Origin of the sequence: Novosphingobium sp. 18050 (assembly GCF_902706195.1) — a bacterium.
GTDB lineage: Bacteria > Pseudomonadota > Alphaproteobacteria > Sphingomonadales > Sphingomonadaceae > Novosphingobium.
Genome location: NZ_CACSJO010000005.1, coordinates 121809 through 140871, shown reverse-complemented (window position 1 = coordinate 140871; position 19063 = coordinate 121809). Strand labels below are relative to the sequence as shown.

General features: G+C 64.5%; 17 protein-coding genes, 1 tRNA gene and 1 pseudogene. 11 read left to right on the top strand and 8 right to left on the bottom strand.

Translation table 11 applies throughout. The annotated features are described in order from the left end of the window. Positions 1-47 precede the first annotated feature (47 nt). The 3 genes from GVL61_RS07775 to GVL61_RS07765 are packed head-to-tail and all read right to left on the bottom strand — an operon-like array spanning position 48 to position 2838. Positions 48-1232, bottom strand: coding sequence for a thiolase family protein (locus tag GVL61_RS07775; RefSeq protein ID WP_159978673.1), 1185 nt, complete (start codon positions 1230-1232; stop codon positions 48-50). Continuing rightward, positions 1229-1630 carry a Zn-ribbon domain-containing OB-fold protein gene (locus tag GVL61_RS07770; RefSeq protein WP_159978671.1) on the bottom strand — a complete coding sequence of 134 codons (402 nt, stop codon included), beginning with the start codon at positions 1628-1630 and terminating at the stop codon, positions 1229-1231. Before GVL61_RS07770 ends, GVL61_RS07775 begins: the two co-directional genes overlap by 4 nt. Further along, positions 1630-2838, bottom strand: a complete 1209-nt coding sequence (locus GVL61_RS07765) for a CaiB/BaiF CoA-transferase family protein (protein ID WP_159978669.1) — start codon at positions 2836-2838, stop codon at positions 1630-1632. The genes GVL61_RS07770 and GVL61_RS07765 overlap by 1 nt, the downstream gene beginning before the upstream one ends. 148 nt (positions 2839-2986) lie before the next feature. On the opposite strand from GVL61_RS07765, the gene GVL61_RS07760 reads away from it, so the two are divergent. Continuing rightward, positions 2987-4057, top strand: coding sequence for an aminoglycoside phosphotransferase family protein (locus GVL61_RS07760; RefSeq protein WP_159978667.1), 1071 nt, complete (start codon positions 2987-2989; stop codon positions 4055-4057). A gap of 106 nt (positions 4058-4163) precedes the next feature. Here the strand turns inward: GVL61_RS07760 and GVL61_RS07755 are convergent, their stop codons facing one another. Together GVL61_RS07755 and GVL61_RS07750 are read right to left on the bottom strand one after the other, a co-directional pair. Further along, positions 4164-6719, bottom strand: a complete 2556-nt coding sequence (locus tag GVL61_RS07755; protein WP_159978665.1) for a TonB-dependent receptor — start codon at positions 6717-6719, stop codon at positions 4164-4166. Between the two features lie 348 nt (positions 6720-7067). Next, a complete protein-coding gene (locus GVL61_RS07750) occupies positions 7068-7787 on the bottom strand; it encodes a dienelactone hydrolase family protein (RefSeq protein ID WP_159978663.1) in 720 nt (239 codons plus the stop codon). Positions 7788-7922: 135 nt separating this feature from the next. Here GVL61_RS07750 and GVL61_RS07745 point away from each other — a divergent pair, with 135 nt between their 5' ends. From GVL61_RS07745 to GVL61_RS07725, 5 genes are all read left to right on the top strand, one after another. Continuing rightward, positions 7923-8654 (top strand): TonB family protein, encoded by a 732-nt coding sequence (locus tag GVL61_RS07745; protein ID WP_159978661.1) that lies wholly within the window; start codon positions 7923-7925, stop codon positions 8652-8654. Positions 8655-8743: 89 nt separating this feature from the next. Then, complete coding sequence (locus GVL61_RS07740) at positions 8744-9787, top strand: mannose-1-phosphate guanylyltransferase (RefSeq protein WP_159978659.1); 1044 nt, start codon at positions 8744-8746, stop codon at positions 9785-9787. Between the two features lie 25 nt (positions 9788-9812). Next, positions 9813-10634: a class I mannose-6-phosphate isomerase gene (locus GVL61_RS07735; RefSeq protein ID WP_159978657.1), complete on the top strand. Its 822-nt coding sequence runs from the start codon at positions 9813-9815 to the stop codon at positions 10632-10634. An 18-nt stretch (positions 10635-10652) separates the two neighbouring features. Then, complete coding sequence (locus GVL61_RS07730) at positions 10653-11096, top strand: DUF2721 domain-containing protein (RefSeq protein ID WP_159978655.1); 444 nt, start codon at positions 10653-10655, stop codon at positions 11094-11096. Between the two features lie 87 nt (positions 11097-11183). After that, positions 11184-12452 (top strand): MFS transporter, encoded by a 1269-nt coding sequence (locus GVL61_RS07725; RefSeq protein ID WP_159978653.1) that lies wholly within the window; start codon positions 11184-11186, stop codon positions 12450-12452. 61 nt (positions 12453-12513) lie between these two features. On the opposite strand, the gene GVL61_RS07720 is transcribed toward GVL61_RS07725, so the two are convergent. Then, the gene (locus tag GVL61_RS07720) at positions 12514-14274 is read right to left on the bottom strand and encodes a fatty acyl-AMP ligase (protein ID WP_159978651.1); all 1761 of its coding nucleotides are present in this window, start codon (positions 14272-14274) and stop codon (positions 12514-12516) included. 150 nt (positions 14275-14424) lie between these two features. Here GVL61_RS07720 and GVL61_RS07715 point away from each other — a divergent pair, with 150 nt between their 5' ends. Then, a complete protein-coding gene (locus tag GVL61_RS07715) occupies positions 14425-15039 on the top strand; it encodes a regulatory protein RecX (protein WP_159978649.1) in 615 nt (204 codons plus the stop codon). Next, positions 15040-15531 carry a DUF192 domain-containing protein gene (locus GVL61_RS07710; RefSeq protein ID WP_159978647.1) on the top strand — a complete coding sequence of 164 codons (492 nt, stop codon included), beginning with the start codon at positions 15040-15042 and terminating at the stop codon, positions 15529-15531. A 25-nt stretch (positions 15532-15556) separates the two neighbouring features. On the opposite strand, the gene GVL61_RS07705 is transcribed toward GVL61_RS07710, so the two are convergent. Further along, positions 15557-16585: a PHB depolymerase family esterase gene (locus GVL61_RS07705; protein WP_159978645.1), complete on the bottom strand. Its 1029-nt coding sequence runs from the start codon at positions 16583-16585 to the stop codon at positions 15557-15559. A gap of 317 nt (positions 16586-16902) precedes the next feature. Between GVL61_RS07705 and GVL61_RS07700 the strand changes: the two genes are divergently transcribed. Both GVL61_RS07700 and GVL61_RS25390 read left to right on the top strand, forming a co-directional pair. After that, on the top strand, positions 16903-17310 hold the full coding sequence (locus tag GVL61_RS07700; RefSeq protein ID WP_159978643.1) for an NADH:ubiquinone oxidoreductase subunit NDUFA12: 408 nt from the start codon (positions 16903-16905) through the stop codon (positions 17308-17310). Beyond that, positions 17204-17734: pseudogene (locus tag GVL61_RS25390) on the top strand (DUF2155 domain-containing protein); the annotation flags it as partial. The gene GVL61_RS07700 and the pseudogene GVL61_RS25390, both read left to right, overlap by 107 nt. A 35-nt stretch (positions 17735-17769) precedes the next feature. On the opposite strand, the gene aat reads toward GVL61_RS25390, so the two are convergent. Beyond that, positions 17770-18615 carry a leucyl/phenylalanyl-tRNA--protein transferase gene (aat, locus tag GVL61_RS07690; RefSeq protein WP_235037572.1) on the bottom strand — a complete coding sequence of 282 codons (846 nt, stop codon included), beginning with the start codon at positions 18613-18615 and terminating at the stop codon, positions 17770-17772. Between the two features lie 156 nt (positions 18616-18771). Between aat and GVL61_RS07685 the strand changes: the two genes are divergently transcribed. Further along, positions 18772-18847, top strand: a tRNA-Trp gene (locus GVL61_RS07685). Positions 18848-19063 lie beyond the last annotated feature (216 nt).

The window sequence follows — 19063 nt, the reverse complement described above, 5'->3', positions numbered from 1 at the left end:
AATCGCAGTTATGAATGATTCGGTCAACCGGGGCTGGAACGAGCAGGTCAGTCCCGCCGCAGGATCATCGCGCCGTAACCGTAGCCGCCGTTGGAAATCACGCAGGTCTTCGCGTCTCTGACCTGCCGTTCGCTGCCTCGGCCCCATAGCTGGACGGTCGCTTCGTGAATGTGCCCGTAGCCATGGAAGCGCCCGGCCGAGAGCTGGCCGCCGCCGGTGTTGAGCGGCAGTTCGCCGTCCAGCGCGATGCGCGTGCCGCCTTCGACGAAGCGGCAGGCCTCCCCCGGTGGGACGAGGCCGAGCGCCTCCATCCACATCCAGACGTGGATCGAGAAACCGTCGTAGATCTGTGCGCAGTCCATGTCGGGCGGAGCGAGGTCTGTGCGTTCCCACAGCATCCGTCCCGCGCGGTGGGCAGCGGGCAACGAAGTGAAGTCGCCTTCGTGGCGGCCCACCCACAGGCCACCCACCGCCATGCCCATCGCCTCGATGTGGAGCGGCGGATTGCGCAGGTCTTTCGCGGCATCGCGGTGGGAGAGGACGATCGCGGTGGAGCCGTCGATATGCGAATCGCAGTCGAACAGCCGCAGCGGCGAGGATATGACGCGGCTGGCCAGATAGTCGTCCAGCGTCAGAGGTTTACGGTAGATCGCGTTGGCATTGTGCGCGGCATTGGCGCGGCTGTTGACGGCGATGGCGCCAAGCTGCGCCTCGGTGGCGCCGTACTTCGCGAAGTAGGCCTGCGCGTAGAGGGCGAAGGTGTTGATCGGCGAAAGAGCACCGTAGGGGACGGTCCAGGCGTTGTTGCCGTCCACCCGTTCACGCGCGCCGGACATCAGCGTCGATGCGCGCGAGACGGCCCGGGCCTGCGCCTGCGCAACGCTGCGGAATACCACGACATGGCGGGCGAGGCCGCAGGCGATGGCGGTCACCGCGTTGAAGATCGGCGCCATGTGGCTGAACCCCTCGGCGGAGGCGAGTATCCAGCGTGGCTCGATGCCCAGCACGGCGGCGGCTTCGGACGGGCTGACCGGCGCGATGCCGCCGCCTTCGCTGCTTTTGCCGGGATAGGTGGCGATGCCGTCGATGTCGCCGGGGCTGAGCCCTGCGTCAGCGATGGCGGCGAGGCAGGCATCGGCGGTCAGTTGCAGCGCGGTGCGTTTCGACGGGCGCCCGACTTCGGACTGCGCCGCGCCGGTGATGCAGGTGAGTTTCTCGGGGAGCAGGGTCACGCGGCGTCCTCCCGAAACATGGGCAGCCACACGTCGCCGTGCTGCTCGAACTGCACGGTAAGGGGCATTCCCACGCGCACCGCGTCGATCTCGGCCAGCACGTTGGTGAAGACGTAAAGCTGCACCTGCTCGGCCAGTTCGACGACGCCGAACACGAAAGGCACTGGCAAGCCGGGTAGCCATGGCTCGTAATTGATCGTGAAGCTGGCGAGGTGGCCCTTGCCGGAAACCACCTCGGGCGAGACGCTCTCGCCGTGGCATGTCGAACAGTGGGGGAAGGGTGGGTGCTGGTATGTTCCGCAGTCGGCACAGCGCTGGATGCGTAAGGCGCCGTCCGCACCGGAGGTCCAGTAGGCCGCGGTTTCCGGTTCCAGCTTCGGAAGTTTGCGCTGGGTCATCAGAACACTACCCCCTGTACCTTGAGGTCGATGATCTCGTCCTCGCTGTAGCCCAGGCTTGCCAGCACGGTGTCGCTGTGCGCGCCCAGTTCGGGGGAGCGGGTGGAGGGCAGCGGCTGGCCGTCGAACACCATCGGCAGGCCGACCATCGGGATCTGCATGCCGTCGTCGTAGTCGATGTTTTTGAGATAGCCGTTGGCCTGCGCCTGCGGGTCGTCTTTCATCTCGCCCACGTCCTGTACGACGTCCCACTGGCCCTGCTGACGGCCGAGGATTTCCTTCCATTCGGCGAGCGATCTGCTGGCGAACAGCGCCTTCACTTCGGCATGGCACGCCGCGATATTCTCGCGCCTCGCGCAGGCGTCGGCAAAGCGCGGGTCGGCGGCGAGGTCGCTGCGGCCGGCGACCTCGCAGAACGGGGCCCAGTATTTGTCCGCCTGCAACATGCACAGCGCCAGAAACCGGCCGTCCGATGTGCGGTAGTTGCTGACCAGCACGTTGTTTGGCTTGTCGGCGGCTGGCTTGGGGAATTTCTGCACCCCGTCCGCCGTCGCTTGGCAGACATAGCGCTGCATCGACCATAGCGCCGTACCGAGCAGCGATACGTCGACGCTGGTGGCCTCCCCCGTCAGCGCACGCTTGGCGATGGCGGCGCAGACCGCGCCCGACAGCATCGCGCCGGACAGCGTATCGCCGAATGCCGGCCCCGGCGGGCCGACCGGGTGCGCCGCATCTGGCTCGGTCAACGAGGAAGAGATGCCGCCGCGCGCCCAGAAGGTGATCGCATCGTAGCCGCCTTTCTCAAAGTCGGGTCCATTCGGGCCCAGCGCGCTGCCGCTGGCGTAGATGATCTGCGGGAAGGCGGCGCGCAGGCTGTCCTCGTCGATCCGCATCGCGCGCCGCGCCGGGGGGAGCAGGTTGGTGAGGAACACGTCGGCGTCCTTCAGCAGCCGGTAGAGCACCGCGCGCCCGGCCTCCTGCTTGAGGTCGAGCGTGACCGAGCGCTTGCCCCGGTTGTAGCTTTCCCATGAGAAGTCGATCCTGCCCGCTCCCAGTCCGCCGATCTGCAGGCCGCGCAGGGGATCGCCGGTGGGCGGCTCGATCTTGACGACATCCGCGCCGAGGTCCGCGAGCATGCCGCCGCAGGCGGGCACGAAAGCCCACATCGCGACTTCGACGACTTTGATGCCTTCCAGCGGCTTGCCCATTGGCCCTGCCTCTCCCGTGGTTCCGGTCCTTGTGCAGCGCCGTTCCGACGACATTCACGTGACCGTATAAATTCTCTATTGCGAAGGATGGACCGAAATGGCGAATTACGTCAAGCCAAGGGAAGAGATATCGAGAAAGGGAGAAGGCATGTCGAAAGCCCTCGAAAGGCAGGTTCCGTCACAGCCGGACATCACGGTTCCGGCAACATTGGCCCAAGCACTAGACCCGCAGTGGCTGGCGCTGGCTCTGGCGGATATCGCGGGGGGCAGGGCAATCGCGGCGGTCGAACAGGTAGAACTGATTCGCACCGTCGCCACCAAAGTGCGCTTCGCGGTGATCTTTGACGACGGTGAGCGGCTGGGCTTTTGCCTCAAGGGCCTGCTCGATGTGGATGCGATGACGGCGCGGGGCGGACCCACCTGCGTGCTGGAGGCGGAATTCTATAACAAGGTCGCGCCGACGATCGCGGTGCGGGTTCCCGAATGCTCAGCGACGGTGATCGACCGCGAGAACCAGCAGGCGGTGGTTATCATGCGCGATCTCATTGCCGATGGCGCGGTGTTCTGCTCGGCGCTTGACCCGTTCAGCGCAGACGATGCGATGGAAAGCCTGGGCCAGCTTTCGCTGCTCCATGCGCGCAGCGACTTCCTTGGCGGCGCGGACTGGATCCGCCCGCGCGCGGCGGAACTGGCGCAGATGAGCTACGTCACGCCCGAGGCGCTGCAGGAGCTGCTTGACGGTCCGCGCGGGGAAAACCTCAGTCCCCGCGTACGCAGCGCGGCGAACCTTGCAGCGGCGATCAAGGAACTGGCACGGCGTGACGGCGCGCGGCCGCAGTTCATGATCCACGGGGATGCCCATGCCGGGAACGTGTTCCGTAAGGCGGGAGGTACTGGCGTGATCGACTGGCAATTGCTCCAGCGTGGCGGCTGGGCCCTGGATGTCGCCTATCACCTCAATGCCGTTTTGCCGACCGAGGTGGCAGAGGCCGAGGAGCGCCGCTTATTGGTCGAATACCTTGGGATGATGCGCAGCCACGGTATGGCGATGCCCGGCGTGGAGGACGCCTGGGTGCAGTACCGCGAGGGGGTGACCTACGGCTATTACCTGTGGTCGATCACGCGGCGGGTCGATCCTCCGATCATCGTCCAGTTCGTCGACCGGCTGGGCAAGGCGGTGATGCGGCACGACAGTTTCGGATTGCTTGGCGCGGGGTAAGGATCGCTCGTCCCCCATTAAATGAAAAAGCCACGCCCGAACGAGGGCGTGGCTCAAGTCTCGTGCGAACCCCGCGCACTCGGCACGCGCGGGGTTCTCCTTTGAATTAACTGCCGAAGGCGTACTTCAGGCGCAGGCCATACACGCGGGGGACGCCGTACATGAAATCGCCGATGCCCGAGGATTCGAAGCCGCCGCCCGACGTGATGCGGTAGTGCTTGTTGGTCACGTTCTGGCCGAACACGGTCAGGTCGAAGCCGGTGCCGCCCACATCGCTGATGCCGAGGTTGAGGTTGAGCAGGCTGTAGCCGGGGATCTTGTTGTTGCCGTCAACCAGCTGGTTGGAGGTGTAGGTGAAGATCGCGCCGAAGTTCAGCTCGCCCACGTTCTCGCCCAGCGACACCGAGTAGTCGCCCGAAATCGAAAGCTTGTGATTGGGCGAATACGTGAGGTCACCGCCGATGGTGCCGCGCGGAATGACCGCCTCGAACGGGCTGCTGGCGGGCAGGGTCGGTGGGACCAGTTCCTTCAGCTTGGTGTCAAGGTAGGTATATCCCGCCGAGAGGCGCAGCCCGTGGAACGGCGAGATTCCTGCATCGACCTCTACCCCCCGGATCACAGACTTGCCCGCGTTGATGATCGCCGCGCCGCCGACCAGCCCGCTGCCCTCCTTGGCGATCAGCGCACCGAAGACCTGCTGGTTCGAGAAGTCGTTCCAGAAGCCGGCGACGTTGAAGTAGCCGGGCAGGGCGCCGCGGAAGGTCAGCTTGGCGCCGACTTCGTAAGCGTCCACTTTTTCGGGTAGTGCGGTTTCAAGTCCGGGGTTGGTGAAGTTCACCGTGCCCTGGCGATAGCCGCGCGCATACTTGGCATAGAGCAGAGTGTCGGCCGTCGGCTTGAAATCGACGTCGATCAGCCAGGTAGGCTTGTTGGATTTGTTGACGATCCGAGTGCCGCACGCGGCCAGATTGCCGCCGTTGGTGAGCAGGTTGACGGTGGGATGGTTAAGGTTGTCGTTGCACACCCGCTGCGCGGGGATCGTACCAATGCCGGGCACCGTTACGAAGACGTAGCGGTTGCTTTCCGAATAGCCGTCGATCTTGTCGAAGGTCCAGCGTCCGCCCAGGGTGAGTGCCAGCTTGTCGGTGAACTTGTAAGTGCCCTGCGCGAAGACACCGTGATTGTCGAAATCCAGCTTGGTGCGCGATTCCGAAATGATGGCGCCTGGAATAAGTGAAGCGGTCGACAACGGTAAGCCGCCGACGCAAGCCAGGGTGCCAGGGTCAACACAGTTTCCGTAAATGCCAGTCCGCTGTTGGTTGAAGCCGATCGGGCGGCTGAATTCGAGGTAGCCGCCGACCACGAAGTTGAACTTGCCATCGGCCGAGCGGCCTTGGACCTGCAGTTCTTCGGTAGTGGTGGATTCTGCCGCAGCGTCATGGCCGGGCTGGGTGCCGAGCTGGATGTAGTCGAAACGAGCTCCGGGCAAAGGACCACCGCGTGCGGCATAGCGGCGCGTCACGGCAGTATTCGGGACGAAGAAGTTGTCGCTGTAGAGCTGAAATGCACTCTGTTCGCGATATTCGCCGTAGCTGACGATGTTCTTCAGCGTGATCGTGTCGCTGGCCTGCCAGGTGGTGGTGTTGATGACCTGCCAGGTGCGGAGGAAGATTTCCGGATTGGCGTTGCTGACCTCGACATCAAGTGGTCCATCTCCGCGCGCAGCCTGTCGATCGATCTGGTCGCAGGCGGCCAGTGCCGTGTAGTAGCGGCTGATTTGGTAGTTCTTGCCGGTCGCCGGATCGATCGTGCTCGGATCCCCCGGATTGCGGTCGCAAAACTCGTAGTGAGAGGCGTAGCCGTTTGTCTTTGAACGGCTGTAGTGGAAGATCGTGTAGTTCTCCAGCTCCGGCGTCAGGTCGGCGACCACGCTGAGGCGGCCGTAGAAATAGTTGACGTCGTTGAAGTCCTTGGGGCCGATGCCCGAACGGTTCTTCATGTAGCCGTCGCGCTCGTTGCGGTCGATGGCGACGCGGACCTTGAAGGTGTCGGCCAGCGGAGCATTGAACATGGCCTGGACACGGCGCTGGTCGTAATTGCCGTAAGTCCCCTCGACCGAGGCTTCGAGAACGTCGGTAGGCTTGGAAGGCACTAGCATCACGGCGCCGCCGGTGGTGTTGCGCCCTTGAAGAGTGCCTTGGGGACCTTTCAGGACCTGGACGTTCTGGAGGTCGGTGAAGGAGCCGGCGCCGACGGTGTTGCCACCCGCCGTGCCGCCCTGTGCACGCACACCCACGACGTCGGCGAAGTAGACGCCCACGGTAGGCGCGGTCGAGGCATCCTGGTTGAAGCCGCGGATCGAGTACGTCGCCTTTTCAGGGCCGTAGCGGGTGTTGACCGAAAGCGAGGGCGTGAAGGCCGCCAGGTCGGAGGCCACTGCGATGTTGCGTTTCTCGATCTGGTCGCCGCTGTAGACGGTCATTGAGATCGGAACGTCCTGAAGGCGTTCTTCGGTACGGCGGGCCGTGACGATGATGTCGCCCGGATTAAGGGCCTCCGAGCTTTGCGCAAAGGCCGGCGCGGCTGCTGAAGTGCCTGCAAAAGCGGCGCCCAGCATCAGCGCGGCCTTGAGATTTCCACCCCTGAAATTCGTTGCAATCATGTTTTTCCTCTCCTCCGGAAACTGTGTTCTCATTGTCGGCCAAGCGATTTTCCGAGGCGGCCGATTTTCCGGTCCGCGCCAGTGCGATCGTGTGTCTTGGTGATGGATTCTGGTCGCCTGTGCGCGCTCGTCCAATGGCTGGACGAACAAGCGTGTGACGCCCCAGTACTTGTCCCCTCCCCCTTGTGCCGGTTGTCCGGCATCCGTTCTCAAACTGTGTAAACGGTACGGTTTCCGTACATGTTTGCAAGAATAACTGTCGCTGGTTCAGTTCACAATATGGAAATACCCATCGTGAATTCGAATTAATCTGGTCTTGTGGTGTAATTGTAACACCTGTTCAGCCGATCATGCCGTCAGGGTCACGTCGAGCAGGGCCAGAGTGCCGCTCCAGGCAATGCGATGTGCCGTCAGGTCATAGGCGATCCCCTCGGCGATACCGTCATGGTCGGGGTCGGTGAAGGCGTGGCGGGCCTGCGCGAAAAGCGTTGCGTGGTAGTCGGCCCCGGCTGCATCGAGTTCGGCGCGCAGGGCGTCGAATTCGGTGATCGGGGCATAGGGATCGCGCCCGCCGCTCCATACCGCGATGCGGGCCGTGACCTCTCCGGGCTGGGCGGGCGCATGAGTGGAAAGCAGGCCGTGAAAGCTCGACACGCAAGCAACTGCCGCGCCGCTGCGGGCAAGTTCCAGCACGCATTTTCCGCCGAAGCAGTAGCCGATCGCCCCGATCCGCGCGGGGTCTACCCCTGGGATTGTGCGGACCGTGTCGAACCAGGCGATGACGCGGGCGCGCAAGACCTCAGGCCGGGCCATGAGGTCGGCGAAATGGGCGCCGGCGGCTTGCGGAGAGGACGTGTCGGCGCCGCGTCCGTACATGTCGATAGAAACCGCGAGGTAGCCGAGGGCGGCAAGTTCGCGCACGGCGTGGTCGAAGCTGGGGCCGGGCCCCGTCGCGCCGGGAAACATGAGGACGGCGGCATGCGGGCCTGCGGTCCGAGGCCGGGCGATGCGGCCTGTCAGGGTCGCGCCGTCATGGACGCATTCGACAATGTCGAACATCTCGGTCATCAGGCTCTCCGCGGATAGTCGTATATGTGAACCATTGTTCTTATTTCAGAATGTATGCCCGATCCTTTGTTGTCAAAGCCGGCCGCGTTTCGGCAGAGGTTGCGCCCGATTACCCGCTCGTGCGATCTGGCAGGCATGACACGGTTCCAATCCCGTGCCGATCGGCGGCCGCACTGGGGCACTGCGGGCGCGGTGCTGCTGATCCACCTCGTGCTGGTCGGCGGGTTGATCCGGGCATTCGCGCCGGACATCGCCGTTGAAGCTGCGCGCGCGGTGACACAGGCCTTCACCGTCACCGTAGAACCGCCGCCTGCGCCCGATCCCGAACCTTCGCCGACCATCAGCCGCGCCGCACCGAAGGAGGAAGGGGCTGCTGGAGCGCCGGCACCTAAGGGAATCCCGCGCGAAGTGGCAGCGCCTCGCGCGCCCGTGGTGATAAGGCCAACACAGGCCCCGCCGGTCGCAGGCAAAGGAGAGGAAAACGCCTCCGGCGCCAGCGGGCAGGGCGAGGGAACAGGCGCATCCGGAGCGGGCAACGGCACGGGGGCAGGCGCGGCAGGGGCCGGCACGGGCGGCGGCGGAACGGGCAAGCCCACTGTCAAGATCGCTGGCGAGATCAACTCGGCTAAAGACTATCCGCGGGCCAGCCGAGAACTGCGCATAGGTGCTTCTGTGGTGATAGACCTGGCCGTGGGCACCGACGGGAGGGTGACGGGGTGCCGCGTGGTTCAGCCTAGCCCCGATTCGCAGGCGGACGCGATTACTTGCAGGCTTGCGATCAAACGGTTCCGCTTCAACGCCGCGCTAGACCCTAGGGGAAGTCCCATAGAAGCGGTCTATCGCTGGCGTCAGCGGTGGTTTTATTGACACATTGAACAACCTGTAACGTTGCATCGCAGCAAGCAGGGGTTATGACCGTGGGCATCTCAAGCGTCACCTGACGAGCGAAATCCTTCATGCCCACCATCGTTCCTGTCATTCTTTGTGGAGGCAGCGGCACGCGGCTCTGGCCGCGCAGCCGAGCCTCGATGCCCAAGCCGTTCCTGCCTCTGGTCGGGGAGAATACACTGTTTGAGGCGGCATTGGCACGGTGCCCTGCTTCTGGCGGCTTTGCGCCGCCGGTGGTGGTAACCGGACGCCAGCACCTTGCCCATGTCGAAGCGCAGCTTGGCAATGTCGAGGGCGCGCAGGTCATCGTCGAGCCTTCCGCGCGCAATACCGCCGCTGCTATCGCGCTGGCCGCTTGCCGCCTGCCCGAAGACGCGGTGATGCTGGTCTGCCCCAGCGACCACCACATCGGCAATGCCGGCGCCTTTGCCGTCGCCGCCTGCGCAGCGGCCGATCTGGCGGAAGAAGGCTGGCTGGTTTCGTTCGGCATCGAGGCGACCGCGCCCGAGACCGGCTTCGGCTACCTCAAGCGCGGCGAGGCGATTTCCGACAAGGCCTTTCGTACCGCGCAGTTCGTCGAGAAGCCGGACCTCGAACGCGCGAAGGCCTTCCTCGCTGAGGGTATCTATGCTTGGAACGGCGGCATCTTCGCATTCCGGGTCAAGGACTTCCTGGCCGAACTGGAGGCACACCGCCCGCAGATCGCCGCCGGTGTGGCCGAAGCGGTCGACAGGGGGAGCGAGGACGGCCGGCGCTTCCATCCCGATGCAGATACCTTTGCTGCCGTGCCGAGCGATTCGGTCGATTACGCGGTGATGGAAAACACGGCTCGCGCCGCGATGGTGCCGGCGGATATGAACTGGTCGGACATCGGCAACTGGCACGCCCTTTACGAGGCGCTGGCGGCCGACGAGAGCGGCAATTCGGTGCGCGGCGCAGGCGTGACGGAACTGGTCGACTGTCGTAATGTGTTGGTCGACAGCGACGGTCCGCGCGTTTCGGTGATCGGGCTGGAGGATGTCATCGTCGTCGTCGACGGCGATGACATCATGATCACCACTGTCGCGGGCGTGCAGAAGGTCGGCAAGCTGTCGGGAGCTGTGAACCAGTGAACTTTTGCCCCGGGATTCTTCTGCCGTGAGCGCGGCGCTGCCGATCCGCCAGGTCGAGAAACCCTGGGGCAAGGACGTGCTGCCTGCGCCTTTCACTGCGCCCGAAAGCATCCGCATCGGTGAGATCTGGTTCGAGCCGCCCGCCGCCCTGCCGGATCTGCTGGTGAAGTACATCTTCACCAGCGAAGCGCTGTCGGTGCAGGTCCACCCGTCCGATGCGCAGACGATCGCCAAAGGCATCGGGCGTCAGGGCAAGGAAGAGTGCTGGCTGATCATCGCCGCCGAGCCGGGGGCAAGGCTGGGCATCGGCTTCGACGCCGATCTTGATGAAGCGGCGATGCGCGCCGCCGCGCTCGATGGCTCGATCGAGCACCTGCTGACCTGGCACACCGTTGCGCCGGGCGATTTCTTCTACATCCCGGCCAACACCGTCCACGCCATCGGCGCGGGGGTGGGGCTGATCGAGGTGCAACAGAACAGCGACATCACCTACCGTCTCTATGACTACGGCCGCCCGCGCGAACTGCATCTGGAGGACGGCGTGGCGGTGTCGAAGGGTGAGCGGTATGCGCGGGATCGCTGGCACAAGTCCGTTGCGCCGCGCAGCTCGCAGCAATTGGTGGACGGCCCGCTGTTCCTGCTCGATCAGGTCGCAGGCACGCCTTCACCGGACATCGCCGCGCGCTATCCGGCGGCGCTGCTGGTGATCCCGCGAGAGGGCGAGGTCGAAGTCGGCGGCGAGGCCATAGCGCCGGGCGGCTGCGCGCTGGTAACCAGCCTCGCCGATGTGCGCTTTGCGGATAACGGCATCTGTCTGCTCGCCAGAGGCTGTGCAGACGCGGCGTAAGGCTGCATGAGAGACGGCATGATAGTCCAGACCATCCAACTGGCACTGACCCCGGTCTTCGTGCTGGTGGCCATCGGCAATATCCTCAACATCCTTTCTACGCGGTTGGGCCGGGTGGTCGACCGAGCACGGACGCTGCAGGAGCGTCATGGCTCCACAGAAGGGCCGCAGCATGACATGATCGTGAGTGAACTGCGCCTCGTCCACCAGCGGATGACGCTGATTACCCATGCGGTGCGCATGATGGTGCTGTCGGGTCTGGCGATCGGCGTGACAGTGGCGATCCTGTTCCTCTCGGGATTGAGCGGGTCTGACTGGCATGTGGCTGCGGCGATGACGTTCCTTGCCTCGATCGTGCTGCTGCTGATCGCGCTGGTGCTGTTTCTGCAAGAGACGCAAGTGGCGGCCAAGGCGCTGCGCATCCCCAGCGATTACCTGGAACTGCACCGCAAGATTGAATAGCGCCTTATCGGCACCGGCACCGGCATCGCCGCAGCGGTTGGCGATTGCCGCGATTGCCTTAGTGTCTCCTCGCAAGAGGAGAAGCGCATGGGGATCGGAAGCAAGGCCGGCAGCGGCGGCAGCCTGGAGGAATGGCAACGCGGCTGGCCGATCGTCATTGCGGCAATGGCGGGCTTCTCGTTCTTTTCGGTGCTGCTGTCCGCGACGGGCCTGTTCATTGAGCCGCTGGAGCGCGAATTCGGCTGGGACCGCGCGACGCTGTCCATGGGGCCGGCGATCGCCACCGCCGTCACCGCGTTGCTCTCTCCCTTCTATGGCGCACTGATCGACCGCTTCGGCTCGCGCCGGCTTGGCCTGCCGGGCGTGGCGGTGACGATGGCGGCAACCTGCATGTTCTCGCTCGCCAGCGGCTCCAAGGCGCAGTGGGTGATGATGTGGATCGTCTTCGGCCTCATCCTCACCAGCATCAAGTCGACGATATGGACCACCGCCGTCGCCGGCGCGTTCAGCAAGGGCAGGGGGCTGGCGCTCGGCCTTGCCGTGACCGGTCCCGCCATCGCGCAAACGCTGGTGCCGCCGCTCGGGAACTTCCTCATCGAGAGCTTCGGCTGGCGCGCGGCCTATGTGTGGTTCGGCCTTGGTTGGGGCGGGGTTACGCTGCTGCTGTGCTGGCTGTTCCTCACCGACGCGCACGACCGCAAGGCGAAGGAGGCGAAGGCAGGTGCGGCGGCCCGTCCCGTCGTTATCCTGCCCGGCCTCCACAAGCGCGAGGCACTGCGCAGCGTAGCCTTGTGGCAGGTCGCGGTGTCCTCGTTCGTGGTGATGATGATGACCATCGGTCTCGCCATGCATCTGTTTCCGATCCTGACCGAGGCCGGGGTCCCGCGCGGCCAGGCGGCATGGCTGCTCTCACTGGGCGGGATCGCCGGGATCATCGGCAAGCTGGTCACAGGTTCGCTGCTCGACAGGTTCCGCCCCAACTGGACGGGTAGCCTGACGATGGGCGTCACTTCGGCGACTTTCGTGGTTCTGATCTGGTGGCTCGATTCGATGCCAGCGCTCATCATTGCGCTGGTCATCAATGGCTATGCGGCCGGCTCCAAGACGCAGATCACCGCGTTTCTCACCGCCGGCTATGCGGGCATGCGCAACTTCGGCATGATCTATGGCGCGATGTCGGCTCTGGTGGCGCTGGCTTCAGGATTGGGGCCGTGGATCGCGGGCAAGGTTTACGATGCATCGGGCCATTACGAGCCGTTTCTCTGGGCTGGCGCGGTGGCCTGCGCGCTGGGCGGCGCACTATTGCTGGCGCTGCCGCCGATGCCGAAATGGGAGGACGAGGAAGCCCTGGCCTGAACAACAAAAAGGCAGGGAACCGAGCTGGTCCCCTGCCTTTTTTTGCTGTTTCAGCGCTGTTTCAGGCGGCGAGCTTGAACGGCTCGATTTCGCCTGAGAGATACAGCTTCTTTGCCTTTGCGCGGCTGAGCTTGCCCGAGCTGGTGCGCGGCAGGCTCTTGGGCGGGATCAGTTCGACCACGCAGTTCATGCCGGTGATCGAGCGCACCTTGTCGCGGATCATCTCGTGCAGTTCGATGCGCTTTGCGGGGTCCGAGACGCGGCAGTGGACCAGTACGGCGGGGGTTTCCTCGCCATTGTCCATCTCAACCGAGAACGCGGCGATATCGCCGTGGTTGAAGCCCGGCAGCTGCTCCACGGCCCATTCGATATCCTGGGGCCAGTGGTTCTTGCCGTTGATGATGATCATGTCCTTCGCACGGCCGACGATGAACAGGTAGCCCTGCGCCATGTAGCCCATGTCGCCGGTGTCCAGCCAGCCATCGACCATGCAGGCGGCGGTCGCCTCGGGGTCGCGGAAGTAGGAGTGCATGACGCTGGTGCCGCGGCACCAGACCTTGCCGATCTGGTGGTCGCCGATCGGATTGCCGTCCTCGCCGCGGATCACCACTTCCATGTCGCGCACGGGCTTGCCGCAGTTGACGATGGCGCGGTAGCGGGCCGGGCGCGAGAGATCGCGGGGGCTGCCCGACAGGCGCTCTTCCTCTACCAGTTCGACGCGGATGCCTTCGCCCGGCGGCATGATGGTGACAGCCAGGGTCGCTTCGGCAAGGCCGTAGCTGGGCAGGAACGCGGAGGCCTTGAAGCCGGCGTCGGCAAAGGCGTTGACGAAGCTCTGCATCACGTCGGGGCGGATCATATCGGCGCCGTTGCCGGCGATACGCCAGCGCGACAGGTCGAACCGGTCGCCCACGGCGGTCTGGCTGGAGATGCGGCGCGCACAGATGTCGTAGCCGAATGTCGGCGAATAGGATGCCGTCGTACCCTGGTTGCGGGTAATGAGGTCAAGCCATGCCAGCGGGCGGCGGGCGAAATCCTCGGTCTTGAGATAGTCGGTCGAGACCTGGTTGGCGATCATCGACAGGAAGCAACCGACCAGGCCCATATCGTGATACCAGGGCAGCCACGAAACGCAGCGGTCGGTAAGCTGGAATTCCATGCCATGGCTGTGGCTGGCCAGGTTCGACAGCAGCGAACGGTGGGTAACCGCAACGCCGTGGGGGAAACGGGTCGAGCCGCTGGAATATTGCAGATAGCAGATGTCGTCCGGGTCTGCCTTTGGCAGGTCCACCACGGGGGCGTCCTTAACGGCGAAGTCGTTCCAGGTAGCGTGGTTGCAGCCCTGGCGCTCGGCGGCGACGCTGGTCATCGCGGCAATCTCGTCGGGGCCGATCAGCAGGACGGGGTCCGAGCTGGCGAGCTGGACACCGAGCTGGTCGATATAGTTGTCCTTGCCGCCGAAGCTGGTCGGCAGCGGCAGCGGCACCGGCCAGGCGCCTGCATAGACCGCGCCGCAGAACAGCGCCGCAAAGTCCACGCCGGTTTCGGCGATCAGGGCGACGCGGTCGTCCTTTTTTACGCCGCGCGCGATCAGTGCGTGGGCGACGGCGACCGCGTCGGCGCGCAGTTCGCTATAAGGATAGACCCGCGTAAGGGTGCCACGCGGGTCGTGGAAATTGAATCCGCGTTGCCCGGTTGCGGCATAATCGAGGGCGTCGCCAAAGGTGGCGAAATCGGCGAAGCGGCGCTCCAGCGCATCTTCGTTGGGGGTCGGTATAAGTGCCTGACCCGTATTCGGCACCATGCTGATGGTGTCGGCCATGTTTTCTAACCCGTTGTTGTTATACCGTTAACTTCGCAAGACCGGCGCTTCTACCCGATCGTTGCTGAACCGTAGATAGATGCATCTGCGTCCTTTACGGTCCCGCGCACTCTCCCCAATCCGAGCCGAGTGTGGCACGAATAGGGCAACATGTCTGACAAGCGTCGCAATGAAGGCCGCAAGGGCCCACCACCTTTGAACCAGACCCGCCTGGAGGAACTGGCGCTGGCCTATGTCGCGCGTTTCGCGACGACGCAAGCCAAGCTACGCCTTTATCTGCAGCGAAAGACGCGCGAACGGGGCTGGGATGGCGATAGCGAGGATGGGCGCGATGGTGAGAGGAGCGGCGCTGGCGAAGCGTCCGGGGCGCTTGAGGAGTTGGTCGGGCGTTATGCCGAGAAGGGCTATGTAGACGATGCCGCCTGGGCAAAGATGAAGGCCGGTAGCCTGCTGCGGCGAGGCTACGGCGCGCGGCGCGTGGGGGAGGCGCTGGGGCAGGCGGGTGTGAACGAGGATTTGCGCGCGGAGCAGCGGCCGGGGCTGGGCGAGCAGCGCCGCGCCGCGCTGGTGCTGGCGCGGCGGCGGCGTTTTGGCCCGTTTGCGGTTCAGTGCGGGGAAAGCGAAGTGGACCCAAAGCTGCACGACAAGCAACTCGCGGCGATGCTGCGAGCCGGGCACCCGCTCGACATCGCGCGCCGGATCGTCGAGAGCGACGACGCTGACGCGCTCGAAGAGTGGGGCGAGTCGGAATTCGGAGACGATTGAATGCGCCTGACTCGGAGCACTTTTGCCGCAGCCTTCCTTTTCGCTTTCGCTGCCTGTTCGCAGGGCGGGACGGACGCCGATGCCAAGCCCACGGCGACACAGGCGGCGGTTCACCCCGAATCCGGCCTGCGGGTCATTCCGCTGAAGGTTAAGTCGCAGGGCGGCACGCACGCCTTCAAGGTGGAAGTCGCCATCACCGCGCAGGAGCAGGCCAAGGGCTTGATGTTCCGCACGCAGATGGGCGCGGACGAGGGCATGATCTTCGTCAACGACCCGCCGCGCAGGGCTGCTTTCTGGATGCGCAACACGGTGATCCCGCTCGACATCATCTTCATCGGCACCGATCACCGCATTTTGAACATCGCGGCGAACGCGGTGCCTTATGATGAAACGCCGTTGCCGGCGGACGGCGTGACTTCGGGCGTGCTTGAACTCAACGGCGGGCGGGCCGCGCAGCTGGGTATCAAGGCGGGCGACAAGGTTAGCTGGTAAGGCGGCTGCCGAACGCCGGGCCTGCTCAGTCGGCGGGCTTGGCCAGTTCAGCAACCATCGCGTTGACGGCGGAAAGCTGGGTGCCGTAGCGCGTCAGGAACGTGCCGGGCCCCTTTCCGTCATAGCCCCACCAGTCCCAGCAGCCGTTAGGATTCATCGGCATCAGCTGGCTTTTCGCCACTTGCGGGTAAAGCATGACGAGGCCGTAGATTTCGGCCCACTCGTTGTAGCCAAGCTGACGGTACACCGCATCCCCAACGGTTCCCGCGCCTTGTTCGCAGCCGTGGAACACGATGTGGACCGGACAATGTGCGGCGGCATCGCGGCAGCGGGCGGGAACATAGAGATAGCCGGTATCGTCGAAGCTCGACAGCGGCGCGCGGAACGGCGACTGGTCGAAGGCAATGGGAGCGCTTGCAGGCCGGTCGTTCCCTGCCGGCGGGGCGCCGAAGATCTGCTTCAGGATGGCGGCCGGCTGGTCGTAAAGGCTGCGACCCTGCCTGCACTTGTTGATGAACGGGGTGCCAAGGACCTTGCAGCCGTTGCCGGTTTCATCCGAAACGAACGCATGGTTCGCGCCCATCGCTGAGACGTAGGCGATGTTCGCCTCGGGCACTTTGAGGTCGAGGTAGAACTGACGTAGCGCCGCCATTGTCGCGGCGGAAACCGTAGTGTCCGCAGTGCCGTGGAACAGGTAAAGCCGCTGGCGGGCGGTGTTCGATAGAGGATCGATCAGCCCGAACGCCTGGTAATTGAGCGCCAGCGAGTAGGAGCCGGCGGGCGAAAGGCCGGAACCGGCCATGCACGCGAGGGCATCCACAGCGCCGAATATACCGCAGCCATAAGGACCACCCGCGACGATGCCCGCGCCGATCGTGCTTTTCGAGAAGGCGACGGCATATTGCACCGCCATGAAACCGCCCGACGACAGGCCCGACACGGAAGTTCGCTGGGCATCGGTGCCGAGGTGCGGCAATGGCGGGATATCGGCATCGGCGGCCGGCGCCATGAGGCTTGCGAGAAGACAGGCTATCGCGGCGAACAGATGACGCATGACGAATATTCCCCCCAATGGCACGAGCGGCGTGTAACCGCGTCCGTGCAACAACGCCTGCCCGGCCTCTCCCGAGTTGAAAGGTGACTCACGTTGACACGGGTGTCCAGTCGTTGCGCCTCCGAAATGGCTGCGTCTCCGGGCTTCGGGCGATGTATGGCAAGAAGGCTGCCACGTGGCTTGTCTGGCATGGTCCTGCCAACGGTCCGTCGGTGCGGGCGAGAATCGTTGGGCTGCAACCGGATAAGTGCACTTCAGGCCGGCAGGTGCCTCAATGCGCTTGCCTTAGGGGGGGCAGAGAGGCTAACGCGCGGCTCATGGGAATCCTGTCCAATATCTTCACCTGGTGGGACGGCGCCACCATCGGCACCTCGCTCTGGAGCGCGCGTAACGGCGAGCAAGTCGGCACTGATGCGCAAGGGAACAAGTACTTTCGTTCCAAGAGCGCCAAGGTCAGGACGATCGAGGGCTATGAGCGCCGCTGGGTGATCTACGTCGGCGCCAACGACGCCAGCAACGTCCCCTCCGAATGGCACGGCTGGCTGCACCACTCCTATGACGGCGTGCCCGAAAGCCATCTGCCTGCTCCGCGCATCTGGGAAGTGGACTATACCCCGAATGCCACCGGCACCGTTTCGGCCTACCGTCCGCAGGGCGCGCTGGAACGCGGCGGGCGCCGCGCAGCAGCGACCGGCGACTACGAAGCCTGGTCTCCGGACGCCTGAGAGCGACGTGATTCGGGTGAAGGGTCTTGTTGCAATCTCGCTGCTGTCGGTCCTTGCGGCCTGCGGTAGCGGTGAGCCCGCGCCTGAAGCGCAGGACACCGGCGTTCCTGACGCGATCGCCGGGATGCAGGCTGGGCCTGCCCAGGCCGCGCGCGGCGCACAGATCGGCACGCCGAACAAAGATCGCGTGGTCACGATCGGCGTCCTCAACAAGCGTAACAACCTGACGCAGGACCTGGTGATGAAGCCGGGCGAATCGCGCCGGCTGGGCAATCTGGTCGTCAAGGTCGCCACTTGCGAGAAGTCGCTTCCCTGGGAGCGACCGCAGGAAGAAGGCGCTTTCGTTCAGGTTTTCGTCGAGGAACGCCGTACCACGGCCGAGAAACTGGCCTGGCGCAAGGTTTTCTCGGGCTGGCTGTTCAAGAATGCACCCTCGCTCAACGTCGTCGAGCATCCGATTTACGACGTCTGGGTAAAAGCCTGCGCAATGAGCTTCCCCGGCGAGGAAGCGAGTCCGCAGGACGCCGCGTCCTCCATCAAGGCTCCGAAAGCCTCGGGCAGCGGCAGCACGCCTTCGCCGGCGGCAAGTGCATCCCCCGCCGTCACGCCGTCACCGCTTGAACCCGAGCCGGTCGAAGAACCCGTCACCCAGTGACCGACTGGCTCTGAGGCAGGTCCGATCTGGGCCCGCTGGAGCAGTGCCAGATACCGCTTTTGCGACATTTCCACCGCGCCCAGCGAGGCGAGGTGAGGGGTCATGAACTGACAATCCAGCAGGCTGGCTCCGCCGCGCCGCAAGGCCGCGACCAGCCAGGCCAGCGCCACCTTCGACGAATCACTTACCCGCGAGAACATCGATTCGCCGCAGAACACCCGGTCGAAGCCGACGCCGTACAGCCCACCGACCAGTTCTCGCCCATGCTCGCCCTCCTGCCAGACCTCGATCGAGTGGGCGTAGCCGAGGAAATGCAGGTTCTCGTAGCTGGCCTGAATGCGTTCGCTGATCCAGCTGCCGCCATTTTCGGTGTCCTCATGCTCCGGCCTGACCCGGCGCGGCGCGGCGCAGGCGTCCATGACTTTCGAAAACGCCTCGTTGCAGGTCACTGTGAAGCGCCCCCGGCGCAAGGTGCGGGCCAGTGAGTGGGACACGCGCAAGTCTTCCAGCGGCAGGATCGCGCGCAGGCGCGGTTCGATCCAGAAGATTTCCGGGTCGTCGCGGCTGTCCGACATCGGGAAAATCCCGCTGCGGTAGGCGAGCATGAGCAGTTCGGGCTCGATGATCGGAGCGGATCGGGGGGCGTGCACGTTCCCGTCCTAGCAGATCACGGCGGCAGAGGGGAATCGATATGCAGGAAGGGTGTTTTCGGCGTGTTCGGATGCCCTTGAACCTGCAAACCTTCTTTCCGTCACAATCATCGCTTGTAATCCCCGGCAGGTCGATCTAGAGGCCAGCCCGCCCGCAGGAGTGTAGCTCAGTTGGTAGAGCATCGGTCTCCAAAACCGAGGGCCCACGGTTCGAGTCCGTGCACTCCTGCCAGCATTTTTCCGAACATCGCTATAATATTCCCCTCGGGGAACGCCCTTTTCGGGGCCTCGCCTGATGCGGGTTCTGCCGCATATTGCGATGGGGCGCGGCGCACGATAGCGTTGCATCCCTTGCCTATTGCACTGCGAGGACTAGGAGAACGCGTCCGCCGATTCGGACGTGGCCCATGTCTTGGCGTCGCGGCTGCCGGGTCGGGCACAGCGGGGA